This window comes from Achromobacter pestifer (genome assembly GCF_013267355.1).
Classification (GTDB): Bacteria; Pseudomonadota; Gammaproteobacteria; order Burkholderiales; family Burkholderiaceae_B; genus Achromobacter; species Achromobacter pestifer_A.
In genome coordinates this window covers 5494473-5519433 of the sequence record NZ_CP053985.1, presented here as the reverse complement: position 1 = coordinate 5519433, position 24961 = coordinate 5494473, and the positions used below count along the sequence as shown (strand labels likewise).

The 24961-nt window shown below is 67.8% G+C and carries 22 protein-coding genes; 12 read left to right on the top strand and 10 right to left on the bottom strand.

Features of this window, described 5'->3' with window-relative positions:
• Window positions 1–38: 38 nt before the first annotated feature.
• Window positions 39–887, top strand: coding sequence for a class I SAM-dependent methyltransferase (locus tag FOC84_RS26180; RefSeq protein WP_173147371.1), 849 nt, complete (start codon window positions 39–41; stop codon window positions 885–887).
• A 219-nt stretch (window positions 888–1106) separates the two neighbouring features.
• On the opposite strand, the gene FOC84_RS26175 is transcribed toward FOC84_RS26180, so the two are convergent.
• The 7 genes from FOC84_RS26175 to FOC84_RS26145 form a co-directional block, all read right to left on the bottom strand.
• Entirely contained in the window at window positions 1107–1967 is an 861-nt protein-coding gene (locus tag FOC84_RS26175; RefSeq protein ID WP_173147369.1) for a D-amino acid aminotransferase, read from the bottom strand.
• Between the two features lie 24 nt (window positions 1968–1991).
• Window positions 1992–2720 carry an amino acid ABC transporter ATP-binding protein gene (locus FOC84_RS26170; protein ID WP_173147367.1) on the bottom strand — a complete coding sequence of 243 codons (729 nt, stop codon included), beginning with the start codon at window positions 2718–2720 and terminating at the stop codon, window positions 1992–1994.
• 33 nt (window positions 2721–2753) lie between these two features.
• Entirely contained in the window at window positions 2754–3437 is a 684-nt protein-coding gene (locus FOC84_RS26165) for an amino acid ABC transporter permease (protein ID WP_173147365.1), read from the bottom strand.
• Window positions 3434–4189: an amino acid ABC transporter permease gene (locus FOC84_RS26160; RefSeq protein WP_173147363.1), complete on the bottom strand. Its 756-nt coding sequence runs from the start codon at window positions 4187–4189 to the stop codon at window positions 3434–3436. Before FOC84_RS26160 ends, FOC84_RS26165 begins: the two co-directional genes overlap by 4 nt.
• Window positions 4190–4271: 82 nt before the next feature.
• Entirely contained in the window at window positions 4272–5180 is a 909-nt protein-coding gene (locus FOC84_RS26155; RefSeq protein ID WP_173147361.1) for a transporter substrate-binding domain-containing protein, read from the bottom strand.
• Between the two features lie 102 nt (window positions 5181–5282).
• Window positions 5283–6182 carry a LysR family transcriptional regulator gene (locus FOC84_RS26150; protein WP_173147359.1) on the bottom strand — a complete coding sequence of 300 codons (900 nt, stop codon included), beginning with the start codon at window positions 6180–6182 and terminating at the stop codon, window positions 5283–5285.
• 114 nt (window positions 6183–6296) lie between these two features.
• Complete coding sequence (locus FOC84_RS26145; protein ID WP_173147357.1) at window positions 6297–7358, bottom strand: LacI family DNA-binding transcriptional regulator; 1062 nt, start codon at window positions 7356–7358, stop codon at window positions 6297–6299.
• Between the two features lie 112 nt (window positions 7359–7470).
• Between FOC84_RS26145 and FOC84_RS26140 the strand changes: the two genes are divergently transcribed.
• The 6 genes from FOC84_RS26140 (at window position 7471) to FOC84_RS26115 (ending at window position 14616) form a co-directional block, all read left to right on the top strand.
• A complete protein-coding gene (locus FOC84_RS26140; protein ID WP_173147355.1) occupies window positions 7471–8490 on the top strand; it encodes a TRAP transporter substrate-binding protein in 1020 nt (339 codons plus the stop codon).
• Between the two features lie 9 nt (window positions 8491–8499).
• Window positions 8500–10380: a TRAP transporter large permease gene (locus FOC84_RS26135; RefSeq protein ID WP_173147353.1), complete on the top strand. Its 1881-nt coding sequence runs from the start codon at window positions 8500–8502 to the stop codon at window positions 10378–10380.
• Between the two features lie 67 nt (window positions 10381–10447).
• A complete protein-coding gene (locus FOC84_RS26130; protein WP_173147351.1) occupies window positions 10448–10987 on the top strand; it encodes a VOC family protein in 540 nt (179 codons plus the stop codon).
• A 23-nt stretch (window positions 10988–11010) separates the two neighbouring features.
• Window positions 11011–12288 (top strand): ribulose-bisphosphate carboxylase large subunit family protein, encoded by a 1278-nt coding sequence (locus FOC84_RS26125; RefSeq protein WP_173147349.1) that lies wholly within the window; start codon window positions 11011–11013, stop codon window positions 12286–12288.
• Complete coding sequence (locus tag FOC84_RS26120) at window positions 12285–13634, top strand: four-carbon acid sugar kinase family protein (protein WP_173147347.1); 1350 nt, start codon at window positions 12285–12287, stop codon at window positions 13632–13634. The genes FOC84_RS26125 and FOC84_RS26120 overlap by 4 nt, the downstream gene beginning before the upstream one ends.
• 76 nt (window positions 13635–13710) lie before the next feature.
• On the top strand, window positions 13711–14616 hold the full coding sequence (locus FOC84_RS26115; protein ID WP_173147345.1) for an energy transducer TonB family protein: 906 nt from the start codon (window positions 13711–13713) through the stop codon (window positions 14614–14616).
• Here the strand turns inward: FOC84_RS26115 and FOC84_RS26110 are convergent.
• Window positions 14613–15335: a GntR family transcriptional regulator gene (locus FOC84_RS26110; RefSeq protein ID WP_173147343.1), complete on the bottom strand. Its 723-nt coding sequence runs from the start codon at window positions 15333–15335 to the stop codon at window positions 14613–14615. The genes FOC84_RS26115 and FOC84_RS26110 overlap by 4 nt on opposite strands.
• Window positions 15336–15464: 129 nt before the next feature.
• On the opposite strand from FOC84_RS26110, the gene FOC84_RS26105 reads away from it, so the two are divergent.
• The 5 genes from FOC84_RS26105 to FOC84_RS26085 all read left to right on the top strand — a co-directional run bounded on the left by FOC84_RS26105 (window position 15465) and on the right by FOC84_RS26085 (window position 21389).
• Window positions 15465–16460 (top strand): Ldh family oxidoreductase, encoded by a 996-nt coding sequence (locus FOC84_RS26105; RefSeq protein WP_173147341.1) that lies wholly within the window; start codon window positions 15465–15467, stop codon window positions 16458–16460.
• Between the two features lie 31 nt (window positions 16461–16491).
• Complete coding sequence (locus FOC84_RS26100) at window positions 16492–17715, top strand: iron-containing alcohol dehydrogenase (protein ID WP_173147339.1); 1224 nt, start codon at window positions 16492–16494, stop codon at window positions 17713–17715.
• Between the two features lie 34 nt (window positions 17716–17749).
• Window positions 17750–19198 (top strand): NAD-dependent succinate-semialdehyde dehydrogenase, encoded by a 1449-nt coding sequence (locus FOC84_RS26095; protein ID WP_173147337.1) that lies wholly within the window; start codon window positions 17750–17752, stop codon window positions 19196–19198.
• A 70-nt stretch (window positions 19199–19268) separates the two neighbouring features.
• Entirely contained in the window at window positions 19269–20357 is a 1089-nt protein-coding gene (locus FOC84_RS26090) for an isocitrate/isopropylmalate dehydrogenase family protein (RefSeq protein WP_173147335.1), read from the top strand.
• A gap of 48 nt (window positions 20358–20405) precedes the next feature.
• Entirely contained in the window at window positions 20406–21389 is a 984-nt protein-coding gene (locus FOC84_RS26085; protein ID WP_173147333.1) for a Bug family tripartite tricarboxylate transporter substrate binding protein, read from the top strand.
• Window positions 21390–21404: 15 nt separating this feature from the next.
• Here FOC84_RS26085 and FOC84_RS26080 read toward each other — a convergent pair whose 3' ends face one another.
• Both FOC84_RS26080 and FOC84_RS26075 read right to left on the bottom strand, forming a co-directional pair.
• Window positions 21405–23813, bottom strand: coding sequence for a DNA internalization-related competence protein ComEC/Rec2 (locus FOC84_RS26080; protein WP_173147331.1), 2409 nt, complete (start codon window positions 23811–23813; stop codon window positions 21405–21407).
• A 214-nt stretch (window positions 23814–24027) separates the two neighbouring features.
• The gene (locus tag FOC84_RS26075; RefSeq protein WP_173147329.1) at window positions 24028–24960 is read right to left on the bottom strand and encodes an SDR family NAD(P)-dependent oxidoreductase; all 933 of its coding nucleotides are present in this window, start codon (window positions 24958–24960) and stop codon (window positions 24028–24030) included.
• Window position 24961: the final 1 nt, after the last annotated feature.

Genomic DNA, 24961 nt, shown 5'->3' with positions numbered 1-24961 from the left:
GCGCTGCCGCATACACAGAGCATTAACGGAGACAGACCATGTCCATTTCCTCCCTCGCCACCAGCCCCGTGCGCGATTCCGCGCAGCCCGACCTGGCCGCCTTGAAGACACGCCAGCAGGGCACCTGGGCTTCCGGGGACTATGCCGTTGTCGGCACCACGTTGCAGATCGTAGGAGAACAGCTGTGCGAATCGCTGGATGTCCGCGCCGGACAGAAGGTGCTTGATGTGGCCGCCGGCAACGGCAATGCCTCGCTCGCAGCCGCCCGCCGCTGGTGCGACGTCGTTTCGACCGACTACGTGCCGGCGCTGCTTGGACGCGCCCGCGAACGCGCCGCCGCCGAACACTTGAAGATCGAGTTCCAGGAGGCCGATGCCGAAGCCCTGCCGTTCCCGGACGGCGGATTCGACGCGGTCGTCTCCACCTTCGGCGTGATGTTCACCCCCGACCAGGACAAGGCCGCCGCCGAACTGGTGCGAGTGTGCCGGCCGGGCGGCAAGATCGGCTTGGCCAACTGGACCCCCGATGGCTTCATCGGCCAGGTCTTCAAGACCATAGGCAAGCATCTGCCGCCGCCTGCCGGCGTCAAGTCGCCCGCCCTGTGGGGCACCCCGGCGCGCATCGAGGAAATGTTTGGCCCGCACGCATCCTCGATCAAGACCGAGCCGCGCCACTTCGTGTTCCGCTATCGCTCGCCCGAGCACTGGCTGCAAGTCTTCAAGACCTACTACGGCCCGCTGCTCAAGGCATTTGGCGCGCTGGATTCGGCGGCGCAGGCCGCGCTGACCAGCGATCTCATAGTGCAAATAGACCGGTTCAACCGCTCTGGCGATGCCGCGATGGTCGTACCCAGTGAATACCTGGAAATCGTGGTGACCCGCCGGTGACCGGGCTTTGATGCCAGCCTTCGGACAGTCCGGGCCATCCACGCGGATAGCGGACACGAAATGAGCCATGGCGCAACGCCTTCACGGCCGCCCGCTGAATGGCCCGGGCGGCCGATGTTGAGCAACCATACGATGAGGTAGGCAATGGCGTGCCGGCCATTGCCGGACGGGGTGCGAGCCCTTATGCGGAATCATACGCCCGCCGCGGCTCGCGCGCCGCTATAGCGCTGACGCCAGCGCGTACTCCATATAGAGCTGCCGCAGTTCCCGGCATACGGGTCCCGGCCGGCCCGTGCCGACGGGCTGGCCGTCCAGGTCGATCACCGGCAGCACGAAGTGCAACGCCGACGTCAACACCAGCTCGGAAGCGCGCCTGCACTCGTCCAACGTGAACTTGCGCTCTTCCACCGCCACCCCGCGCTTGGCGGCCAGCGCCAGCACCGCCGCGCGCGTGCAGCCCGGCAGAATCTCGCGCGACAAGGGCCGCACCACGATCCGCCCTTGCGCGTCGACCAGCAACGCGCTCGATGACGCGCCCTCCGTCACCACGCCGTCGGCATCGACCATCAGCGCCTCGAACGCGCCCGAGGCCTGCGCCGCCTGCTTGGCCAGCACCTGCGCGATCAGCGACACGCTCTTGATGTCGCGCCGCTGCCAGCGCATGTCGGGCACGCTTGCCGCCCGCACGCCCGATTCGGCCAGCGGATTGACGCGCAGGGACTTCTCGCTGACGTACATCATCACGGTGGGTTCGACGTCGGCAGGAAAAGCAAAGTCGCGCTTGCTGTCCGTGCCGCGCGTCACCTGCACGTAGACGGACCCTTCGCGCAGGCCGTTGCGCAGCACCAGCTCGCGGCAACGCGCAAGCAGCGTGTCGCGCGGCAGCGGATTGCGGATGCCGACCTCGGCCAGGCTGCGCGCCAGGCGGGCGGCGTGCCGCTCGAACTCCAGCAGCAGGCCGTCGATCACCGCGATCACCTCATAGACGCCGTCGCCGAAAAGGAATCCCCGGTCCAGCGCCGGGATGACGGCCTGTTCGGCCGGAACAAGACTGCCGTTGATATGGAAAATGGAGGACATGGAAGTTCGTGTAGGTAAGGGAAATCAGTGGCTGATGATGCGGGACAGGAAAGCGCGCGAGCGCGCCGACGCGGCGTTGCCGAAGAACGCCTCGGCGCTGGCGTCGTCGACGATCTCTCCGGATTCCATGAACACGACACGGTCGGCGACGCGGCGCGCGAATCCCATCTCGTGCGTGACGACCATCATGGTCATGCCGTCGCGCGCCAGCCCCGTCATCACATCGAGCACTTCGCCGATCATTTCCGGGTCCAGCGCCGAGGTCGGCTCGTCGAACAGCATCACCACCGGATCCATGGCGAGCGCCCGCGCGATCGCGACCCGCTGCTGCTGACCGCCGGAAAGCTGCCCCGGATGCTTATCGCGATGCGCCGCCACGCCGACGCGGTCCAGCAGCGCCGCCGCCTTCTCCAGCGCTTGCGCGCGGCTGCGGCCCAGCACGCTGACCTGCCCCAGGCAGACGTTCTCCAGCACCGTCAGATGCGGGAACAGCTCGAAGTGCTGGAACACCATGCCGACGCGGGCGCGCAGCTTCGGCAGGTCCGTGCCGGCTGCGCCGACGTCGGTGCCGTCCACCACGATGCGGCCCGCATCGAAGGGTTCCAGCCGGTTCACGCATTTGATCAGCGTGGACTTGCCCGACCCGGACGGCCCGCAGACCACCACGACCTCGCCGCGCTGCACGCGCAGCGAACACTGCTTGAGCACCGGCAAGTCGCCGTAGCGCTTGCCGACGTTTTGAATTTCGATCATGAATCAAGACTCCTCATGGAAACACCCTCCCGCTCAGGCCCCGATCCGGGCGCGCAGCGCCCGCACGCCGCGCGAAGCGGTGAACGAGATCACGAAAAACACCAGCGCCACCAGCATGTACATCTCGACCAGGCGGTTGTCGCGCTGCGCGATCTTGGTCGCCGCGCCGAGGAAATCGGTCAGCGACAGAACGTAGACCAGCGCCGTTTCCTGGAAGATGACGATCACCTGGGTCAGCAGCACCGGCAGCATGTTGCGAAACGCCTGCGGCAGGATCACCTTGCGCAGCACCTGCCCGTGCCTCAGCCCCAGGGCGCTGCCGGCGGCATACTGGCCTGGCCCCACGCTGCCTACCCCCGCCCGGATGATTTCGGAAAAGTACGCGGCTTCGAACAGGATGAAGGTAATGAAGGCCGACCCCATGGCGCCCAGCACGATGGGCCGTTCGGACCCCGTGATCGCTTGCAGCGCGTAGGGCAGGATGAAATAGATCAGGAAAATCACCAGCACCAGCGGCAATGAGCGGAACAGGTTCACGTACACCGTTGCGGGCCACGCCACCAGGCGGCCGCCGTAGAGCCGCGCAATAGCCAGCAAGGTGCCCAGCAGCAGGCCGCCCACGGTCGACGTGAAGGTCAACAACAGGGTGAAGCGCAAGCCGGACAGGATCAGGTATGGCAAGGCGTCAATAATCGATTGCAGATCAAAATCCGTCATGCCCGGTTCCCCTTCGTCATGCGCCCGCCAGCCGTCCGGCCCGGAATACGCAGCTTGTACTCGAGCGCGCGCATCACCACGATCACGATGAGGTTGAGCGCCAGATAGGCCATGGTCGCCGTCAGGAAGGCCTCGAACACCTGGAACGAAAACTCCTGCATCGCATGGGCCTGGGCGGTCAGTTCCGCCAGCCCTATCGTCAGCGCCACCGAGGTGTTCTTGATGGTGTTCAGGCAGTCCGACGTCATGGTGGGCAGGACCGTGCGCAGCGCGTTGGGCAAAAGCACATGCCAGTACAGCTGCGGCAAGGTCAGGCCCAGCGCCAGGCCCGCGTTGCGCTGCCCCTTGGGCAAGGCCTCGATCCCGGCGCGCAGCTGTTCGCCGATGCGCGCGGACATGTACATGCCGATGGCCAGCGCCGCCGTGTAGAAGGACGCGTCGGGCAGCTGCTTGATCCAGTCTCCGGCCGCGGTCGGCAGCAGCTCCGGCAAGACGAAGTACCACAGGAACATCTGCACGATCAGCGGGATGTTCCGGAACACTTCCACATAGACGGCCCCTGCCGCGCGCACCCCGCGGCAAGGCAGCGTGCGCGCCACGCCGACCGCCAGGCCCAGCGCCAGCGCAATCAGCCAGGCCAGCGCCGCCGTCTTGACCGTCACGCTCAACCCATCCAGCAGGGTCTGCAGATAGGATTGCCCGCCATCGGGCGACGGGGCGAACAGCACGCCCCAGTTCCATTGATATGCCATGCTTTTCTCGATGATCAGGCCGCGCGGGGTCCCGGCCCCGGGGCCGGGGCCGCGCATCGGCGTATTACGTCAGGTACGGCGCCTAGCGGTAGGCGGCGGGATCGCCCGAATCGGTGGGCGCGGCGACCACGCGCTTGAGCGCCTCGCTCATCGCCACGTTCAGGTTGATGCCCTTGGGCGGCAGCGGGCTGCGGTACCAGCGGTCATACAGAGCCTGGAACTCGCCGCCGGCATAGAGAGCCTTGATGGTGTCGTCCACCAGCGCCTTGAACTGCGGATCGTCGCGGCGCAGCATGATGGCGTAGGGTTCGATCGACAGCGACTCGTCGGACACCTCGTAGCGGTCCGGCTGCTTGGCGTTGGCGATCAGGCCGTACAGCAGGATGTCGTCCATGACGAAGGCGGCGGCGCGGCCGGTCTCGACCATCAGAAAGCCTTCCGCGTGCTCCTTCACGGGCACGATTCTCATGCCCAGCCCGCGCTTTTCGTTCAGCTCGTTGATCTGACGGATGTTCGCGGTCCCGGAGGTCGAGGCCACGACCTTGCCCTTCAGATCATCGACGCTGCGCAACTTGGAAGACTTCTGGCTGAGGAACCGATTGCCGGTGACGAAGGTCGTGACCGAGAACGCCACCTGCTGCTGGCGGTCCAGGGTGTTGGAAGTCGAGGCGCATTCCAGGTCTATGGTGCCGTTGCCCATCAACGGAATGCGCGTGGCCGAGGTGACGGGCAGGTATTTCACCTGGATGTCGCTGCGCTTCAGACGGGCCTGCACCGCACTGACGATGCGCTCGCAGATGTCGATGGAGTAGCCGACGGGCTTCTGGTTGCCGTCATAGTAGGAAAACGGGATCGAGGTCTCGCGATGGCCGATGGTGATCGCGCCGGTGTCCGCGACCTTCTTCAGCGTGCCGTCCAGTTGCTGGGCCGCGGCGGGGCCCGCCATCGCAATCGTCAATGCCGCGATCAATGCCTTGCTGGAAAGTGCCATGCTTTTCTCCTTGGGATTCATGTACTGATGGGGTGCTGCACAGGACTCGCGGCCGAGCGCGCCCGTCTCCCGGCCATGGCGGGAGGCGCGGACGCGACCCAGTCAACGTTGGGTATAGAGGTTGAACACGCGCTCCACCGGCTCCTGGGCCGGCCCCTGGCGGCGCGCATACATGCAGATCTGCATCGGAATGGCGCAGCGCCTGTCCTTGATCGCGACGATCTGCCCGGCATCCACCGACACCCGGGCGCTGGACTCCGGCAGCCACGCCAGCCCGACGCCGGCGCTGACCAGCGTGCGGGCGCCATCGACGAAATCGGTTTCGCAGACGCGCTGCAGGACCGGGCGCTGCAGCAGGTCGCCGCAAGACATATCGACCAGGCGCCGGAAGTAGGCGCCCTGGGCATGCGACACATAGGGATAGCGCGCCTGGGAATCGGCGGCGTACAGCGCCGTCTCGTCCACCGGCATGGCGGCGGGGCGGAACAAGCGCAGGAAGTCGGGCTCCATGCCGGTCCGCATATAGGCTTGCGGGTCCAGCTGTATGTCTTCGGCGGCGTGGCGAAAGCACACCAGCAGGTCCACCACGCCGGCCGCCAGCCACTCGACCGAATCGTGCACATTGCCCACATGCAGGCGCAACGACTCGACGCCGCTCTCTTCCTTCCAGCGGACGCACCAGCTCGGAAAGTGCGAGGTTGCCAGGCAATGCGGCATGGCGACTCTGAGGACCGCGCCGTCATGGCCGGTGACGCCGGCCTCGCCGCGCGCATCCACCACCTTGCGCACGATCTCGGCGGCGTTGGAACGGAACTGCTCGCCCGCCGCCGTCAACCGCAAGGGAAAGCAGCCCCGGTCGATCAGCGCGGCGCCCGCCCAGGTTTCCAGGGACTGGATGCGCCGGCTGAACGCCGACTGCGACACATGCCGCAGTTCGGCCGCCGTGGTGAACTGCCCGCATTCCGCCAAAGTCAGAAAATCCTGGAACCAACGTAGATCCATCGCAACCGCCGCGCCGTCAGACTGAATGCGAGGCAGTATAGGGACCGCGCCCGGGGGCCTCATGCATAGTTTGCATAACGCCCCCGCAGTCAGGGTTACTCCCGACTTTTCCGCCTAGGGCAGGTTTTCCCGGAAGATCACCTGGCTGCGCGCCAGCTCCACGCCGTTCATCGGGCTGCGCTTGTCGCGCAGATTGCAGAAGATGCGCACGCAGCTCATCAGCGCTTCCATCGGGCTTTGCGTGATGACCGCGTCCATGGTGCCGTCGATCAGCAGCGCGCGGGTGTCGGGCGTGAGGCCGTGGCCGATGAAGACGACCCGGTGCTGCTGCCCCGCTTCCTTCAATGCGCGCGCCACGCCGTCGGAGGCACCGCCGATGTTGTAGATGCCGGCGAGCTGGGGATACTGCTCCAGCAGTTGGCGGGTCTGCTCGTAGTTGCGCTGGGCATCGTCGTAGCCTTCGCGCAAGTCCACCACCTGCATGGCCTGGAACTGTTCGGCGTACAGCTGCAGGAAGCCGCCTTCGCGCTCTTCGTGGGCGCGGTAGTGGCGCGATCCGGCGATCAGCGCCACATGCGCCGCGCGAGAGCCGATGAAGCGGGCTATCAGGTAGCCCGCGGTGCGGCCGGCGGCGCGGTTGTCCAGGCCTACATAGGCCACGCGGGCGCTATTGGCCAGGTCGGAAATCAGCGTCACCGCAGGCACGCCTTGCTGCGCCAGCAGGTTGACGGCCTCGCGCACCGCCGGGTGCTCCAGCGCCATGAACGCGATGCCGTCGGCGCGCTTGCCGTGTTTGGCCAGGGCCTGCGCGAGCGCGTCCGGATTGAAGCTCTCCACGTACTCGACCTGGCACCTGGCGTTGAGCGGCCCGAAGTGCTCCTGCGCATAGCTGACGGTATCGCCCAGCATGCGCAGGTAGCGGTTGCTGCCGCGCGGCAGCAGGAACACCAGCCGCAGGGGTTCGGGCGTCGCGGCCGCGCGGACCTCCTGTTCCGGCAGATAGTCCAGCTCGATGGCCGCCTTGAAGACTTTCTGGGCGGTGCTGGCGCGCACGCCGGGCCTGCGGTTCAGGACCCGGTCGGCCGTGGCGGTGGACACTCCAGCGCGTTCCGCCACATCGACCAGGCGCGCCAGCTTGCGTTCGGGAGGCGTTCGATTCACATCAAAATCCATCATTAAACCGGTTTGACGATGTTAGCGCCGATTCACTATTGTCCATTCTGCCGCATGGTAATGGCGCTGTTGTGGCACATCAAAAAACATCATAACCAAGATTATGGAGACAAGCATGAAGCTGCTGACACGCCGTAGCGCCCTGCGCCGCCTTTGCGCGGTTCCCGCCGTCGCCCTCGCCTCGGGCTTTCCGCTGATCGCCCGTGCGGCCGACTACACCCTCAAGTACGGCAACAATCTGCCGGTCACGCATCCGCTGAACATCCGCGCCCAGGAAGCCGCCGAACGCATCCTCAAGGAAAGCAACGGCCGCGTGAACATCAAGATCTTCCCGAACAACCAGTTGGGCGGGGACACCGACATGCTGGCCCAGGTGCGCTCGGGCGGCATCGACTTCTTCACGCCGTCCGCGCTGGTCATCGCGACCCTGGTGCCGGTGGCGGCGATCAACGCGGTGGGCTTCGCCTTCAAGGACTACAACCAGGTCTGGAGCGCCATGGACGGCGCGCTCGGCGCGCATGTGCGGGCGGCCATCGCGCAGCGCCGCCTCTATGCCTTCGAGAAAATGTGGGACAACGGCTTTCGCCAGACCACCAGCAGCAAGGCGCCGGTCAAGTCCGCCGCCGACATGGACGGCCTGAAGATCCGCGTGCCGGTCAGCTCGCTGCCGATCTCCATGTTCAAGGGCCTGGGCGCCGCCCCCGCCAGCCTGCAGTTCAGCGAGGTCTATTCCTCGCTGCAGACCAAGGTGGTGGACGCGCAGGAAAATCCCCTGCCCATCATCCAGGTGGCCAAGCTGTACGAAGTGCAGAAGTACTGCTCGCTCACCAACCACATCTGGGACGGCTACTGGTTCATCGCCAACGGCCGCATGTGGGAAGGCCTGCCGCAGGACCTGAAGACAGTGGTGGCGCGCGGCATCAACGAAGCCGGCCTGGCCCAGCGCGAAGACATCAAGAAACTCAACGCCTCGGTACAGTCGGACCTGGAAGGCCGAGGCCTGCTGTTCAACCAGCCGTCGGCCGACAGCTTCCGCGAACAGTTGCGCAGCGCCGGCTTCTACAAGGAATGGCAGGGCCGCTTCGGCAACGAGGCCTGGACCCTGCTGGAGCAGGCCGTCGGCAAGCTGGCCTGAGAGCGCGCCATGTCCTCCCTGTCCGCTCCCCACGCCGCGCCGCAGGCGCTGCCCGCACATCCCTTGCGCCGCGCCGCCGGGGCTCTCGACGCGCTGCTGGGCAGCGTGGTCGAACACGTGGCCGCGGCCATCGTGCTGGTCGAGATCGCCGTGCTGTTCGCGGGGGTGGTGGCGCGCTACGCCTTCCACAGCCCGCTGGTCTGGTCCGATGAGCTGGCATCCATCCTGTTCCTGTGGCTGTCCATGCTGGGCGCGGTGGTCGCCCTGCGGCGCGGCGAGCACATGCGGATGACCGCGCTGGTCAACAACGTCAGCCCCGCGCGCCGCGCCCAGCTGGAAACGCTGGCGCTGGCAGCCTCGCTGGCCTTCCTGGCGCTGATCCTGGCGCCCGCCGTGGAATACGCGCATGAAGAACACTTCATCATCACGCCCGCGCTGGAGCTGAGCAACGCCTGGCGCGCCGCCGCGATTCCCGTGGGCATGGGACTGATGGCGGTGGTGGCGCTGCTGCGCCTCTTGCGCACGCAGACCGCGCCGCAGATGCTGGCGGCGCTGGCGGGAGCTGCGGCGGTCGTCGCGCTGTTCTGGGTGGCTCAGCCGCTGTTCGGCTCGCTGGGCAAGCTGAACCTGCTGATCTTCTTCGTGGGCATCGTCGCCGCCACGGTGTTCTCGGGCGTGCCGATCGCGTTCTCCTTCGCGCTGGCCACGTTCTCCTACCTGGCCCTGACCACCAACACGCCGATGGTAGTGATGGTGGGCAGGCTGGACGAAGGCATGTCGCACCTGATGCTGCTGGCGGTGCCGCTGTTCATCTTCCTGGGCTCGCTGATCGAGATGACCGGCATGGCGCGCGCCATGATCCAGTTCCTGGCCAGCCTGCTGGGACATGTGCGCGGCGGGCTGTCCTATGTGCTGATCGGCGCCATGTACCTGGTGTCCGGCATATCGGGCTCCAAGATCGCCGACATGGCGGCCATCGCGCCCGTGCTGTTCCCGGAAATGCAGAAGCGCGGCGCCAAGCCCGGCGACCTGGTGGCGCTGCTGTCGGCCACCGGCGCGCAGACCGAGACCATTCCGCCATCGATCGTGCTCATCACCATCGGCTCGGTCACGGGCGTGTCCATCGCCGCGCTCTTCACGGGCGGACTGCTGCCGGCCGTGGTGCTGGGCCTGGCCCTGTGCTCGGTGGTGTGGTGGCGCTACCGCAAGGAAGACCTGAGCCTGGCGCAGCGCTTTAGCGCCCGCGAGATCGGACGCTTCTTCGTCATTGCCCTGCCCGCCGTGGCCCTGCCCTTCGTGATCCGCGCCGCGGTGGTCGAAGGCGTGGCCACCGCCACCGAGGTCTCGACCATAGGCATCGTGTACTCGGCGGTGGTCGGCCTGCTGATCTACCGGCGCTTCGACTGGGCCAGATTGAAGCCCATGCTGATCGAGACCGCCTCGCTGTCCGGCGCCATCATGCTGATCGTGGGTTGCGCCACGGCCATGGCCTGGGCGCTGACGCAGTCCGGCTTCTCCGGCGACCTGGCGAAGCTGATGGCGGGCATGCCCGGCGGCAGCTACGGCTTTCTGGCCGTGTCCATCGTGGCCTTCATCATCCTGGGCAGCGTGCTGGAAGGCATCCCCGCCATCGTGCTGTTCGGCCCGCTGCTGTTCCCGATCGCGGTGCAGGCCGGCGTGCACGAGGTGCACTACGCCATGGTGGTGATCTTCGCCATGGGCATAGGCCTGTTCGCGCCGCCTTTCGGCGTGGGCTACTACGGCGCCTGCGCCATCAGCCGCGTCGATCCCAACGAAGGCATAGGCCCGATCTGGGGCTACGTCGCCGCGCTGCTCGTGGGCCTGGTGATCGTCGCCGCCTTCCCCTGGTTCTCCATCGGTTTCCTGTGAGGTCCGCGGCCCCATCGGGGCCGCTCCCTCCCGACATCCTCAATCCCTTTCCCGCAAAGAATCCATCATGAGTCGTTTCCTGGGCGAAATCCGCCAACTCGGTTATGTGGTGCACGACATCGAAGCCGCCATGGATTACTGGAGCGCCACGCTGGGCGTCGGCCCCTGGTACTACAACCCGCGCGTGCCCATCGTCAACTACCAGTACGACGGCGCAAGCCACGAGCCGCACAACTCGGTGGCGCTGGCGAACTCCGGCTTCGTGCAGGTCGAGCTGATCCAGACCCGCAACGACGTGCCCTCCATGTACCGCGACTTCCTGCAGGCCGGCCGCACCGGGCTGCAGCACGTGGCCTACTGGACCGAAAGCTACGACGCCGACCTGGAGCGCCTGCTGGCGCAGGGCTTCAAGCCCAAGATGAGCGGCGAAGTGGGCGAGAAAGGCCGCTTCATCTACTTCGACACCGAGTACCACCCCGGCACCGTGATCGAGCTGTCCGAAGTAGCCGGCCCCAAGGGCCGCCTGTTCGACCTGATCCGAGACAGCGCCCAGGATTGGGACGGCAAGGACCCCGTGCGCCCCTTCCCCGACCTGAACCGGATCTGATCCCCTTACCCGCCACCGCCGCCATGAATTCCCAATCGTTTACCGCCACCTACCTGATCGAAACCCCGCTGGACCCCGCAAAGGTCGCGGAGGTCATGGCCGGCGAGCAATCCTGCGGCACCTTCACCCGGGTGCAGGGCGAAACCGACGAGCTGCGCGCCCGCGCCCGGGCGCGCATCGAGTCCATCGAGCCCCTGGAATCCGCGTCAGCGCCCAGCCTGCCCAACGCCTGGCTGGCGCGGCAGCCTGGCGGCATGCCCGGCCGCTACCGGCGCGCCCGCGTGCGCATCGCCTTTCCCGTGGCCAACGTCGGCGCCAACCTGCCGACGCTGGCCGCCACGGTGGGCGGCAATCTGTACGACCTGGGCGAAGTCACCGGGCTGCGCCTGGAAAGCATGGAGCTGCCGGCCAACTACCGCGCCCAGTTCGACATGCCGCGCGTCGGCATCGCCGGCACGCGGCAATTGACGGGCGTGGCGCGCGGTCCGCTGGTGGGCACCATCATCAAGCCCAACGTGGGCCTGTCGCCCGAGCAGACCGCGCATCTGGCGGCGCAGCTGTGCGCCGCGGGCGTGGACTTCATCAAGGACGACGAAGTCTGCGCCAACCCTGCCCACGCGCCGCTGGCGCAACGCGTCGCCGCCGTCATGGCGGTGGTGCGCGCGCACCGCGAACGCACCGGGCGGCAGGTCATGGTGGCGTTCAACATCAGCGACGAGACCGACGCCATGCGCCGCCACGCCGACCTGATCGAACGCGAAGGCGGCGCCTGCGTCATGGCCAGCCTGAACCATTGCGGCTACTCGGCCATCCAGACCCTGCGCCGCGGCACCCCGCTGGCGCTGCACGGCCACCGCAACGGCTATGGCGCGCTGTCGCGCCACCCCATGCTGGGCGTGGGCTTCCAGGCCTACCAGACGCTGTGGCGCCTGGCCGGCGTGGACCATATGCACGTGCACGGCCTGCAGGGCAAGTTCGCCCAGGAAGACACCGAAGTCGTCGAGTCCGCGCGCGACTGTCTGGCTTCGCTGACCCCCGGGATCGACGATCCCGTCATGCCCGCGTTCTCGTCGGGCCAATGGGCCGGCACCGTGCCCGCCACCTGGGCCGCCGTGCGCAGCGACGACCTGCTGTTCATGTCCGGCGGCGGCATCCTGGCGCACCCCGACGGCCCCGCCGCCGGCGTGCTCAGCATCCGCCAGGCCTGGCAGGCCATGCGCGACGGCGAGCGCCTGGAAGACTACGCGCGCAACGCGCCGGAACTGCGGCGCGCCATCGAATTTTTCGGCGGACGCGCATGAGCGCAGCGGCGCAGGAAGAAACGCGGCCGCGGCTGGGCTGGTACGGCGACGACTTCACTGGCGCCACCGACACGCTGGCCGAAACCGCGCGCGCCGGCCTGCGCAGCCTGCTGTTCCTGGGCGTGCCCACGCGGGAACAGCTGCGGCGCGCCGGACCGCTGGACGCCATCGGCATCGCGGGTGCTGCGCGCGGCATGGCGCCGGCAGACATGCAGGCCGAGCTGCACGCCGTGGGGCGCTACATGGCGGGCGCCGGCGTGCGCGTGCTGCACTACAAGTGCTGCTCCACCTTCGACAGCGCGCCGCACGTGGGCAGCATCGGCGCCGCCGTGCGCGAGCTGCGCCGCCACATGCCCAACCCGCTGGTGCCCATCGTCGGCGGACAGCCCAGCATCGGCCGCTATTGCAGCTTCGCCCAGCTGTTCGCGCGCGCGGGCGCCGCGCCCGAGATCCATCGCATCGACCGCCACCCGGTCATGAGCGTGCATCCCGTCACCCCCATGCACGAGGCCGACCTGCGCCTGCACCTGGCGGCGCAAGGCCTGGCGGACATCCGCTCCCTGCCGCACACGGCCTATCCGCGCCTGCGGCGGGCGGCGGATGCGCCGCTGCTGGACGACTGGGTGGACCAGGTCATCGAGAGCAGCGACGGACCGCTGCTGCTGGACCTGGTCGACGAGGAACAGCTTGCCATCATCGGCCGCCTCCTCTGGCGCGCGGCGACCTGCCTGCCTGTGCTGGCGGTCGGCCCCAGCAGCGTACAGCAGGCGCTGGCCCGCGCCATGCCGGCCGGCGGCTCCAGCGCCACGGCCACGCCGCTGCAAGCCGCCTCGGGCCCCGTGCTGGTCGTGGCCGGCAGCCTGTCCCCCGTCACCGCCAGGCAGATCGCCGCGTGCCGGCAATACCAGCGCCAGCCGCTGCAGGCGGAACGGCTCTTGCGGGATCCGGCCTATGCCGCGCAACAGGCGCAGCAAGCCGCGGCCGCGCTGGCGCAGGGGCGCAACGTGCTGGCGCACACCGACCGGCCCGACCAGCCGCTCACCGCGCATCAGACCGCCGCGACGGCCCGCGCCACCGGACAACTGGTGGCGGACATCGTGCGCGCCAGCGCGCAGGCCGGCGCGCCCCTGTCGCGCATCGGCATCGCCGGCGGCGACACCTCCAGCCAGGCCACCCTGGCCCTGGACGTCTGGGGCCTGGCGTTCCGCTGCGTGCTGGCGCCCGGCGTCACCGTCAGCCTGACTCGCAGCGACGACCCCGTGACCGACGGCATCGAGCTGATGCTCAAGGGCGGGCAGATGGGCGGCGATCTGCTGTTCGACGAGCTGGCGTTGGGGCAGGACTGAAGGCCGGGCGCGCCCGGGTTATGCTGCGCCGGTGCGCCCAAGCGACGGGCGCGGCATACCCAGGAGACTTGCCCGCATGAACTGGCCGCTACGCGCATGCACCATGGCCGCCATCGCCGTGTGCGCGTCCACGGCGCTTTCGGCCCCTGCCAACCAGGCCGAATGGACCTCCGGCGCAGTGCGCAAGCTGCAGAGCCATCTGGAAATGCCGAAAGAGGCATACGAATTGGACGGGCCGCTCAGCCTGCGCCTGCGCCTTACCGTGCTGCGCGACGGCAGGATCGACGCGGTGGAGCTGGCCAGTTCCTCGGGGGTTGTCGCGGTCGACAAGGCCGCGGTGCGCATGGTCCGGCGCGCCAGTCCGCTGCCCGCGTTCACCAGCGACATGCGGGCCGACAGGGAAATCCTGATGCTGCCGGTGCGGTTCCAGATAGTCGACGCGCCCGCCAGCGACGCCGAGCGCCGCTATGCCAATCCCGCGCGCGGCTTTGGCGTGACGGTGCCTGCCGCCTACCGGATCGTGAAGCACGGAAAGTCCGACGAATTCGACGTGCTGGTCGAGATCGCCAGCGCCAGCGGCACGCCGCAAGCCGCGGACGCGGCCGGCTATCTGTGTGCCGTCGGCTTCAGCACGCCGCGCAAATCATTGAAGACGCATCCCGGCGCCGAAGCGCCGCTCTCCGCCGCGCAGCGCATGGCCGCGGCCGAGACGATCCTGGCCGCGCAGGGCGAATCGCCCGAGCAGCGCAGCGGCTTTGAGCTGCAAGGCGCCCGGGGCACCGACTATGTCGCGCCCGCTGGCGCCAGACTGGACGGCACGCCCCTGCTGGAATACAAGGCCCTGCTGGATACCGCTACCCTGCGCGTCGCCATGAGCTGCACCACGACGCGCGACGACATGCCCTCGGCCCTGGCCGGTTTCCGGAAGATACGGGACGGGATCAGCCTGCGCGAGCAAAAGCCCGGCCCCGCCGCGCGCTAATCCAGCATTTCGAAATAGGGCGCCATGCGCTCGCGCGACCTCAGGATGTGGTCCCGCATGGCCTCTTGCGCGCCTTCGGCGTTACGCTCGTTCAGCGCCCGCACGATGCGCGCGTGCTCGGTCACGGCCTCTTCCGTGACCCGCGAGTGAAAGCGCAGCCGGAACAGATGGGTATGCGCGTATAGCCGGGCCAGCGCTTCGGCAAGCAGTTCATTGCCGCTCTGTTCCGCGATCCAGGAGTGGAACTGCGCGTCGAGCACGGCGAATTTGCCATAGGCCACGCGCGCGTCATCGGCGCTCGGGGCGCTCATCGCCGCGGACAGCGCGGCCAGTTCCTGCAGCGATGCGTCCGTCATGCGTTGCGCTGCCAACCCCGCCCCGAATGGCTCCAGCTGCAAGCGCAGTTCATACATCTGCTCAAAGCGTCTGCGCGTAGGCATGGGCGCCGCGCTGTAGCCCACGTGATGCGTCTTGACCACGAGGCCTTCGGTTTCAAGCCGGATCAGCGCGGCGCGTATCGGCGTTTGCGACACGCCCAGTTCACGCACTAGCGCATCGACCGCGATACGCATGCCGGGCGCGATCTTCAAGGAAATGAGCTGCGACAGCAGCGTTTCATAGACCTCATCGCCCAAGGACCGCACGCGCTCGCCCAGGCGCTGGCTGGCTGCCGGCGTGGTCGAGGGTACGGCTGCGGAACCGCGAGAGAGCGTCGTCATGATTGTTTCACCCTGATTTGCCAACAATGTGTTGACGTCCAATTTGTTACGAGGTTAGCATAAATCAGATCGTATTTCAGATCCGATCGGATTTAACAACTCAATGACACTATGACGACAACGATAAAAATGGGGGAGGCAAGGAAGGTCTGCATCCGTGCGCTGGAACTGGCCGGAACCCCGGCCGACCACGCCGCGACGCAGACCGACCTGCTGCTTGAAGCCGAATTGCGCGGCCGCGCGTCCCACGGCCTGCTGCGCCTGCCGCGCATCATCGAACGCATCCGCAACGGCGTGGCCGACCCGAAAACCCGCGGCACGGCCGTCTGGCGCTCCCCTGCCTTCCTGGACATGGATGGTGAACGCGGCCTGGGTCCGGTGATCGCGCTGGCAGCCCTGGACCAGATCCGCGAACGCGCCCGCGAGACCGGAATCGCCATCGCGGCGGTAAGCAACAACAACCATATCGGCATGCTGGCGCTCTACGCGGAGCAAGCGGCGCGCGAGGGCCAGATCCTCCTGGCCCTGTCGACCAGCGAGGCCCTGGTCCATCCCTGGGGCGGCCGCCACGCCCTGATCGGCACCAACCCGATCGCCATCGGCGTGCCTACCGCGGACGAACCGTTCGTGCTGGACATGGCCACCAGCCAGGTCGCCATGGGCAAGATCCACGACTACGCCAACCATGGCCGGCCGCTCGAGCCCGGCTGGGCGCTCGACGGCGCCGGCGACCCCACCACGGACGCCGAAGCTGCCAAGGCAGGCGCACTGGCCCCCTTCGGCGAAGCCAAGGGTTACGCGCTGGGCCTGGCATTTGAGGTGCTGGTCGCCAGCCTGACGGCATCCGCGCTGGGCAATGCCGTCAAGGGCACGCTGGATTCCAGCGAAATATGCAACAAGGGCGACGTCTTCATTGCGATCGAGGCCGGGTCCGGCGTGATTGCCAACCGCATCACCAGATACCTGGATGACATCCGCGCCTGCCCCGCCCTGCTGCCCGAGCGGCCCGTCGCGGTGCCAGGCGATCGGGCGCGCGCCGAACGCCGCCTGCGCCTGGATGCGGGCATCGAACTGGCCGACGAAGTCTGGCGCCGCATCCTCGACCTGGCGCAATGCACCGCCTGAATTCCCCAAGACTCTCCTTCAAGGATCCACAATGAATGAATTGTTTGGAATCATGCGCGCGCCGCGCGCCGTGCTGTTCGGAAACGGACAGCGTCTTGCGCTGGGCCGCGTCGCGGCCGCGCTCGGCCAGCGCGCGCTGATCTGCACCGACGAGCGCTTCGCCGCCACGGCGGAGATGTCCGCACTGCTCGCCACGCTGGAAAGCGCCGGCGTGCGCGTCCAGGTGTATGACCGCACCCAGCCGGACCTGCCCGTCGAGGGCGTCTACGAATGCGTGGCGGCGCACGGCGCATTCCAGCCAGAGGTGGTCGTCGGATTGGGCGGCGGTAGTTGCCTGGACATGGCCAAGCTCGTCAGCCTACTGCTGACGCATGGCGGGAAGGCCTCCGATTACTACGGCGAATACAAGGTGCCCGGCCCGGCGATACCCGTGATCGCGCTACCCACCACATCGGGCACGGGCTCCGAGGTCACGCCCGTCGCCGTGCTGGCCGACAGCGCTCGCGATCTGAAGGTGGGCGTCTCCAGCCCGCACCTGATTCCCCACACCGCCATCTGCGATCCCGAACTGACACTGACCTGCCCCAAGGGACTTACTGCCATCGCCGGCGCCGACGCCTTGACCCACGCCATCGAAGCGCTGACCGCGGTCCGTCGCAGCCCGGATGCCGACATTGCGCAGACCCGCGTATTCGTCGGCAAGAACGCCTTCAGCGACCAGCAGGCGCTGATTGCCATCCGCGCGCTCGCTGCCTATCTGCCGCGCGCCGTCGACGACGGCTCCGACCTTCATGCCAGGGGCCAGGTCATGGCCGCGGCGCTTGCCGCCGGCCTGGCCTTCGGCGTGGCGGGCACCGCGGCGGCGCACGCCATCCAATACCCGATCGGCGCGCTGACGCACACGGCGCACGGCGCGGGCGTGGCCACCCTGATGCCCTATGTCATGGATTTCAATGCAACCGCCTGCAGCGCCGACTATGCGGCCATCTCGGCGGCAATGGGAGACACGGAAACGGATCCCGCGCGCCTCGCCGCCAACGCCCCGCGCCATGTGTACGAACTGTTCTCGCGCATCGGCATCCCCGCGACGCTGGCCGGTCTGGGCGTGCGCGCCGACCAGCTCGAATGGATCGCCGCGCAATCCATGCTGGCCGCGCGCCTGGTCACGAACAATCCGCGCCCGCTGGACCAGGACGGCATCGCCGCCATCGTGGCCGCCGCCCATGCAGGGCACGGATCGTTTCGCGCATCTTGACAACCCGCCTTCCCCCCACATCCGGAGCTGACGCATGACCATCGAGGCCAACAAGCTGTCCACTGACCTTTACATCGACGGCGCCTGGCGCGCCTCCACCTCGGGCCGTCGCATCGACGTATACGACCCGTCCACCGAACAGGTGATCGCCAGCGTGGCGGACGCGACGCTCGAGGACGCCGCCGCGGCCGTGGATGCGGCCGCGCGCGCCGCCGCCGGCTGGGCTGCCACGCCGGCCCGCCAGCGCGGCGAAATCCTGCGCAAGTGCTATGAACTGATGATGCGGGACGCCGACAGTCTTGCGCGCCTGATTTCCCAGGAAAACGGCAAGGCGCTGACCGACGCTCGCGGCGAGGTCGCCTACGCCGCCGAGTTCTTCCGCTGGTTTTCCGAGGAGGCGGTGCGCATCAACGGCGATATCAGCGTGTCGCCCGGCGGCGCCAGCCGCATCATCGTGCAATACCAGCCCATAGGCATCGCGCTGCTGGTCACGCCGTGGAACTTCCCCGCGGCCATGGCCACCCGCAAGATCGCGCCCGCCCTGGCTGCCGGCTGCACCTGCATCCTCAAGCCCGCCACCGAGACTCCCTTGACCGCCTACGCCGTCATGCGCCTGCTGGAAGAAGCCGGCGTGCCTGCGGGCGTGGTCAACGTATTGACGACTTCGTCGGCGGGCAAGTTCGCCAACGCGGTGCTGGACGACCCGCGCGTGCGCAAGCTCTCCTTCACCGGCTCGACGGAAGTGGGCCGCGTACTGCTGCGCAAGGCGGCGGACTCCGTCATCAGCTGCTCGATGGAGCTGGGCGGCAACGCGCCGTTCCTGGTCTTCGACGACGCGGACATCGATGCCGCCGTGGAAGGCGCCATGATCGCCAAGATGCGCAATGGCGGCGAAGCCTGCACGGCGGCCAATCGCTTCTACGTGCAGCGCGGCGCGGTCGAACAATTCAGCGCCCGCTTCGCCGCGCGCATGGCTGCGCTGAAGACCGGCGACGGCGTCGATCCCGGCACGCAATGCGGTCCCTTGGTCAATGCGGGCGCGGTGGACAAGGTGGCATCGTTGGTGGCCGACGCCGTCGCCAAGGGTGCGCGGATCAAGGCCGGCGGCAAGCGGCTGGACCGCACCGGCCACTTCTACGAGCCCACCGTGCTGGTCGATGTGCCCGCCGACGCCGACCTGCTGACTGAAGAGATCTTCGGCCCCGTGGCGCCCATCGTGGCCTTCGATACCGAGGACGAGGCCGTGGCCTTGGCCAACGCCACCGAATACGGATTGGTGGCATACGTCTATACCCGCGACCTGGCGCGCGGCCTGCGCGTATCCGAACGCATAGAAAGCGGCATGATCGCCCTGAACCGCGGCCTGGTATCGGATCCCGCAGCGCCCTTCGGCGGCGTCAAGCAAAGCGGCCTGGGCCGCGAAGGCGCGCACCACGGCCTGCTGGAGTTCATGGAAGCCAAGTACATATCGACCAGCTGGTAAGCCCTGACGGCCGCGTCCCGGGCGCGGCCGTCCCTTCGATTTCGAAACCTACACGAGGAGACAGCCAGACATGGCTAAGTATGAAATTGCGACCATCGACGGCGATGGCATCGGTCCGGAGGTCTGCCAATCGGCAATCACCGTGCTGAAGGAAGCCTGCGGCGCCGGCCTGCTCTCATTCAGCAGCTACGACGGCGGCGCCGACCACTACGTCAGGTCGGGCCAGGTTCTGCCCGACGACACCTACGCGGCCTGCAAGGCGGCCGACGCCATCCTGCACGGCGCGGCGGGCATGCCCGGCGTGACCTACCCCGATGGCACCGAAGTCGGAAACGACCTGCATCTGCGCCTGCGCTTCCGGCTGGACCTGTACGCCAACGTGCGCCCGATCCGCCTTTACCAAGGCGTCGATTCGCCGCTCAAGCATTTCAAGCCGGGACAGATCGACTACGTCATCGTGCGCGAGAACACCGAAGGCCTTTACGCCAGCCGCGGCGGCGGGATCGTGCTGCGCGATGAAGTGGCCACCGACACCATCGTCGTCACCCGCAAGGGCATCGAACGGGTCGCCCGCTTTTCCTTTGAGCTGGCCCGCCAGCGCTCAGGCGCGCCGCGCGACGGCAAGCGCCGCGTCACGGTATGCGACAAGGCCAACATCCTGCGGACCTACGCCTTCTTCCGCGCGGTCTGCGACGACGTGGCCGCCAGCTACCCCGACGTCGAAATCGATTACGCCTATGCCGACGCCATCACGGTGCACATGCTCAAGCGGCCGGACTTCTATGACGTGATCGTGGCGGAAAACATGTTCGGCGACATCATCTCCGACCTGGGCGCCGCCACGATAGGCGGCATGGGCCTGTCGGCTTCCGCCGAACTGGGCGATACCCACGGGCTCTTCCAGGGCGCGCACGGTTCCGCGCCCGACATCGCCGGCCAGAACGCCGCCAGTCCGCTGGCCACCATCCTGTCGGGCGCGCTCATGCTGCGCTGGCTGGGCGACAAGCATGCCGATGCCGCGCTCTCCGAATCCGCGCAACGCATCGAGCGCGCGGTCGAGCAAGTGCTTGCCAAAGGCGACCACGTGCCGCGCGACCTGGGCGGCACGGCAAGCTGCACCGACATGACCCAGGCCGTCTGCCGCGCGTTGTCGCGCTGACGGCAAGGCCGATCCCCACATAGAAAAGCAAATACGAGGAGACACTCCATGCTACGCATCACCCCCATCCTGTGCGCCGTCCTGGCCGCAGCTGCCTTTGCCGCTCCCGCCGCCGCCCAGGACTATCCCAGCCGCGCCATCACGGTCATCGTGCCCTTCGCGCCCGGCGGCACCAGCGACACGCTGGGCCGCCTGGTGGCCACGTCGCTGTCCAAACAACTGGGCCAGACGGTGGTCGTCGAAAACTCCGGCGGAGCCGGCGGCCTTATCGGCATGCAGAAGCTGCAGAAGAGCGCACCGGACGGCTACACCCTGGCCTTCAACAACATGTCCCTGGCGATCCTGCCGCATCTGCATCCCAAGGCCAAGTACGATCCGCAAAAGGAATTGGCGCCCATCGGTATCGTCGCGACCGTGCCCATGGTGCTGTCGGTCAGCAACAAGAGCGGCATCCAGGATCTGCCCGCCATGCTCAAGCGCATCCGCGACGTGAACGCGGTCAAGCTCAACCTGGGCTCCAGCGGCCCGGGCAGCACGGCGCATCTGGCCGAGGCCATGTTCCTGCACTTCGCCGACGCGCGCGGCGAGCTCATCCCCTACCGCGGCACAGGCCCGGCGCTGACCGACTTGATGAGCGGCATGATTGATGGGGTCATCGACCAGACCGTGACCATGCTGCCCCTGCATCAGGACAAGCGCGTCAAGGCCATTGCCGTGACCGGAACCGCGCGCCTGGCGCAAAGTCCGGACATCCCCACCTTTGCCGAGGGTGGATTGCCCGAATTCGACCTGGCCATCTGGAACGGTCTGGTGGCGCCCGCCGGCACGCCGCAGCCTGTCGTCGACAAACTGGCCGCCGCCCTGTCGCAGGCCATAGACACTCCCGAGTTCAAGACCCGCCTGGAACAATTGGCGGCACAGGCGCCCGCCGCCCAGGAACGCGGTCCCGTCGCATTCTCCGACCTGCTCAAACGCGACTCGGAGCGCGTGTCCTCGCTGGTCAAGAGCGCGAACCTGCTAGGCGCCAACTGAGCGCCGCGGGCGGCCTCAGCGCCCATGCCAATACCGCCGCCCGCGCTCCCGCTCTGCCCAGACCTCCAGGCCCCGGGCGTCTGACCTCGCCATCACCGCGCCATCGCGGTCGCTGCGCCAGAACGCCGCGCCGGCGCGCGTCCACCGCAGTTCCACCGCGCGGGCCGGATGGCGGAAACGGTTCAGGTGCCCCGCCTGCGCGATCACATGGCCGGCGGCGGACGCGTCCACCAGATCCCTGCCCGAGGACGAGGCCGAGCCGTGATGCGGCGCCATCACCACGTCGACCCGCGGCAATGTCTGGGCCAGCACGCTTTCCTGAGCCACGCCCACATCACCCGTGAGCAGCAGCGCATGCGACGTTCCCTGCACCAGCAACACGCAGCTATCGGCATTGCGGCCCTGCCCGTTCTTGCCACTGGCATCCGCCGGATTCAGGAAGGTGAACGCCACGCCATCGGCTTCCCAACCCTGGCCCCGCAGGCAACGCCCCAGATCCTTGGGCAGCGGCGGCGCGGCGCTGCCGGCCTCCGGCCACATCCGGATGTCGCGGCGCAGAAACGCGGCCAGATCGAACGAGGCAAAGCTGCGCGATGACGGTACCGCCGCCAGCACCGCCCGCAGTCCGCCCACGTGATCCAGGTCGGCATGCGACAGCACCAGCACGTCCAGCTGCCGGATGCCGCGCGCCAGCAGAAACGGCGCGACGACGCGTTCACCCGCGTCGCTGCCGCCGTAATGACGCGGTCCGGCATCGAACAACAGGGTCTGGGTGGCTGTCTCCACCAGGATGGCGCTGCCTTGTCCCACGTCCACTGCGCTCATGCGCCAGTGTCCCGGCTCGGGCCGGTCGGGCCGCCAGAACAGCAGCGGCACCATGCAGATCCATCCCAGATGCCTGCCTGGCCATCCGCGTACCTGCAACGCCCACGCCATGCCCGCAACGGCCAACAGCAGCCATGGCCATGGCGCTGCCGCAACCGGCACGCTGGCCCAGGACGCGCTGCCTACCCAGGATACGGGCGCCATGGTCAGGTCGAACGCCTGTAACCCCCACTGGCCGGCATGCGCGGCCAACCCCTGCGCTCCCGGCAACACCGACAGGGCCGCGCACAGCAAGGCCAGCGGCGTCACGACGAAAGTCACGACGGGAATCGCCACCGCATTGGCCAGCGGCGATCCCAGCGATACCTGGTGCACCAGAAAGGCCAGCAAGGGCGTCAGGCCCACGGTCACCATCAGTTGCAGGCGTGCCGCCTGTGCCAGCCTGGCCGCGCAACGCCGGCGCCAACTGGCCTCGCGGTCAACCGGCGCATCCGCGATGCGCAACAGCACCGCCACCGCGCCGAACGACAACCAGAATCCCGCCGATACCGGTGCCCACGGATCCAGCGCCACCACCACCGCGGCCGCGCAGGCCAGTACCCGGCCGCCCGACAGCGGCAGGCGCGACACCGTGGCGGCCAGCACCACCGACAACATGAAGAACGTGCGGCGCGCGGGCACGCCCCAGCCGGCCAGCAGGCAATACAGCAGCGCAACCAGCGCGGCCGCCGCCCCGCCCGCCACGCGCGCCGGCACATGCTCGGCCAGCCCCGCGCCGCGCCAGCGTCCACGGCGCCACAGCGCCGCCACCAGCAGTCCGGCGATGCCCGCTATCGAGGTCACATGCATGCCGCTGATCGACACCAGATGCGTAATGCCGCTGCGGTTGAACAACAGCCAATCCTCGCGCGCCACGCCGGCCTGATCGCCGATGGCCAGGGCGATCATCACCGGCGCATAGCGATGCTCCCCCAAGGCCGAACGCAAGCCCTCCCGCACCCGGTGGCGCGCCCGCTCGATCGCAATGCCCGGCGTCGCCCAGGGCCGGTCCGCCAGCAGCCGCGGCTGCCCGCGCACCGTGCCGACCGCGCGTATCCCTTGCGCGAACATGCGCCCTTCCACATCTGGCCCGGCGGGATTCAGCAAACCGCGCGGACGCCGCAGCACCAGCGCCATGCGCCAGACCTGGCCGGGCTTGAGTTCGGGAAGCACGGCCTGCGGGCCGGGCGGCGCCTGCCAGGTGACCTGGATGCGCGAGGGGATGCCGGGTGTCGCGGGCTCGTCCAGTTCGGCCAGAAAGCGCCGGCTGCGCTCGTCGCCGTCGGGCAAGCTAGCCACGCGCAGCGCCAGGCGCGACACGGCGTCCTGATGCTCGTCCGACAGCGCGTCGTCCAGCCGGAACTGCGCTTGCAGGCTGGCATCAAGCAAGCCCGCGCACAGGCCCAGCATCAGGACCGCGAGCCTGCGCGCCGCGCAATGCCGCCGGCGCAGGCCGACAACGGCCGCAAGCAGGCACGCCCCGGCCAGCGACCATGCAGCCCCGGCTCCTGGAAGCCGCGGCCATAGCTGGACCAGCCCGGCGCCCGCCACGAACGCCACGCAAAATATTCGGCCTGTGATGTACGCCTCCCGAAATGGGACAGCGTAGAGCGCGGCGCTGCGGCGCAGTAGATAGTGTGTATGTTTTGAGCCATCCCGGTCGAACGCAACTTCGAAGAAGCTGCGCCGCCACGCGATGGAAGAGGCTGTCGGGAACCTTGGAAATCGCGCTTCGCCGGAACCCGATGCGGTCGATAGGCGTCAGCAGCTTCTGCTAGCTGGCGGATGCGCTGGCAACCTGTGTGGCGAACACGCTGGGCGGCAAGCCATCGGCAACCTGCTTGAATGACTTTTCCAACATTGAAGACAACTGATCGAACTGCCACGGGCTCGTGGAGCTGATCTGACGGATCTCTTCCGGATTGCTGTACAGCCCGACATCGAGGCCGCCGGCGGACAGCGTACGCCCGCTAAGCCAGCCCGAACGCTCGCTGGCAAGATATAGCGCGATCGGCGCAATGTGCTCCGGCTTGAGCGCGGCTATTCCACCATTGTCCGCATCACCCACTGCCTTGTCGCTGGGAATAGTGCCGGTCAGCCGGGTCGCGGCCACCGGAGCAATGGCGTTGGCCGTGACCCCATAGCGCGCGAGCCCTTGCGCCAGCGAGTATGTCAGGCCCACCACTCCCATCTTGGCGGCGGCATAGTTCGCCTGCCCGGGAGACCCTTGCAGGCCCGACGCCGAAGTGAAGTTGATGATGCGATAGTTCCCTTCCGGGTTGCGCTGCTGGCGAAAGTACGCCGCTGCCGGCTGAACGGTACTGAAATGGCCCTTCAGGTGCACGCGGATGACGGCATCCCAATCCGCTTCGGTCATGTTGAAGATCATCCGGTCGCGAAGAATGCCCGCGACATTGACCAAGATATCGAGCTTCCCGAACTTCGCCACTGCCGTCTCGACCAGCCGCCGCCCGGTTGCCACGTCGGCAATATCACCGGCGTCGGCCACGGCGCTGCCTTTGAGATCGTTGATCTGTTCGGCGACACGATGCACCGGGCCGTCGTCGCCGCCTGTGCCGTCCGGCCCGGTTCCCAGATCGTTGATGACCAGATTCGCGCCCTCTCGCGCAAACGCGAGGGCCAGAGCGGCGCCGATTCCCTGTCCTGCTCCCGTGATGATCGCAGTACGGCCTTTCAGGATTCCCATG

Coding starts and splice junctions, on each gene's coding strand:
- FOC84_RS26125 (WP_173147349.1), top strand. CDS start 11,011: ATGAATTCCCAATCGTTTACCGCCACCTACCTGATCGAAACCCCGCTG.
- FOC84_RS26155 (WP_173147361.1), bottom strand. CDS start 5,180: ATGGCACTTTCCAGCAAGGCATTGATCGCGGCATTGACGATTGCGATG.
- FOC84_RS26110 (WP_173147343.1), bottom strand. CDS start 15,335: ATGACGACGCTCTCTCGCGGTTCCGCAGCCGTACCCTCGACCACGCCG.
- FOC84_RS26120 (WP_173147347.1), top strand. CDS start 12,285: ATGAGCGCAGCGGCGCAGGAAGAAACGCGGCCGCGGCTGGGCTGGTAC.
- FOC84_RS26160 (WP_173147363.1), bottom strand. CDS start 4,189: ATGGCATATCAATGGAACTGGGGCGTGCTGTTCGCCCCGTCGCCCGAT.
- FOC84_RS26140 (WP_173147355.1), top strand. CDS start 7,471: ATGAAGCTGCTGACACGCCGTAGCGCCCTGCGCCGCCTTTGCGCGGTT.
- FOC84_RS26115 (WP_173147345.1), top strand. CDS start 13,711: ATGAACTGGCCGCTACGCGCATGCACCATGGCCGCCATCGCCGTGTGC.
- FOC84_RS26100 (WP_173147339.1), top strand. CDS start 16,492: ATGAATGAATTGTTTGGAATCATGCGCGCGCCGCGCGCCGTGCTGTTC.
- FOC84_RS26095 (WP_173147337.1), top strand. CDS start 17,750: ATGACCATCGAGGCCAACAAGCTGTCCACTGACCTTTACATCGACGGC.
- FOC84_RS26165 (WP_173147365.1), bottom strand. CDS start 3,437: ATGACGGATTTTGATCTGCAATCGATTATTGACGCCTTGCCATACCTG.
- FOC84_RS26135 (WP_173147353.1), top strand. CDS start 8,500: ATGTCCTCCCTGTCCGCTCCCCACGCCGCGCCGCAGGCGCTGCCCGCA.
- FOC84_RS26130 (WP_173147351.1), top strand. CDS start 10,448: ATGAGTCGTTTCCTGGGCGAAATCCGCCAACTCGGTTATGTGGTGCAC.
- FOC84_RS26170 (WP_173147367.1), bottom strand. CDS start 2,720: ATGATCGAAATTCAAAACGTCGGCAAGCGCTACGGCGACTTGCCGGTG.
- FOC84_RS26180 (WP_173147371.1), top strand. CDS start 39: ATGTCCATTTCCTCCCTCGCCACCAGCCCCGTGCGCGATTCCGCGCAG.
- FOC84_RS26090 (WP_173147335.1), top strand. CDS start 19,269: ATGGCTAAGTATGAAATTGCGACCATCGACGGCGATGGCATCGGTCCG.
- FOC84_RS26175 (WP_173147369.1), bottom strand. CDS start 1,967: ATGTCCTCCATTTTCCATATCAACGGCAGTCTTGTTCCGGCCGAACAG.
- FOC84_RS26145 (WP_173147357.1), bottom strand. CDS start 7,358: ATGATGGATTTTGATGTGAATCGAACGCCTCCCGAACGCAAGCTGGCG.
- FOC84_RS26105 (WP_173147341.1), top strand. CDS start 15,465: ATGGGGGAGGCAAGGAAGGTCTGCATCCGTGCGCTGGAACTGGCCGGA.
- FOC84_RS26085 (WP_173147333.1), top strand. CDS start 20,406: ATGCTACGCATCACCCCCATCCTGTGCGCCGTCCTGGCCGCAGCTGCC.
- FOC84_RS26150 (WP_173147359.1), bottom strand. CDS start 6,182: ATGGATCTACGTTGGTTCCAGGATTTTCTGACTTTGGCGGAATGCGGG.
- FOC84_RS26075 (WP_173147329.1), bottom strand. CDS start 24,960: ATGGGAATCCTGAAAGGCCGTACTGCGATCATCACGGGAGCAGGACAG.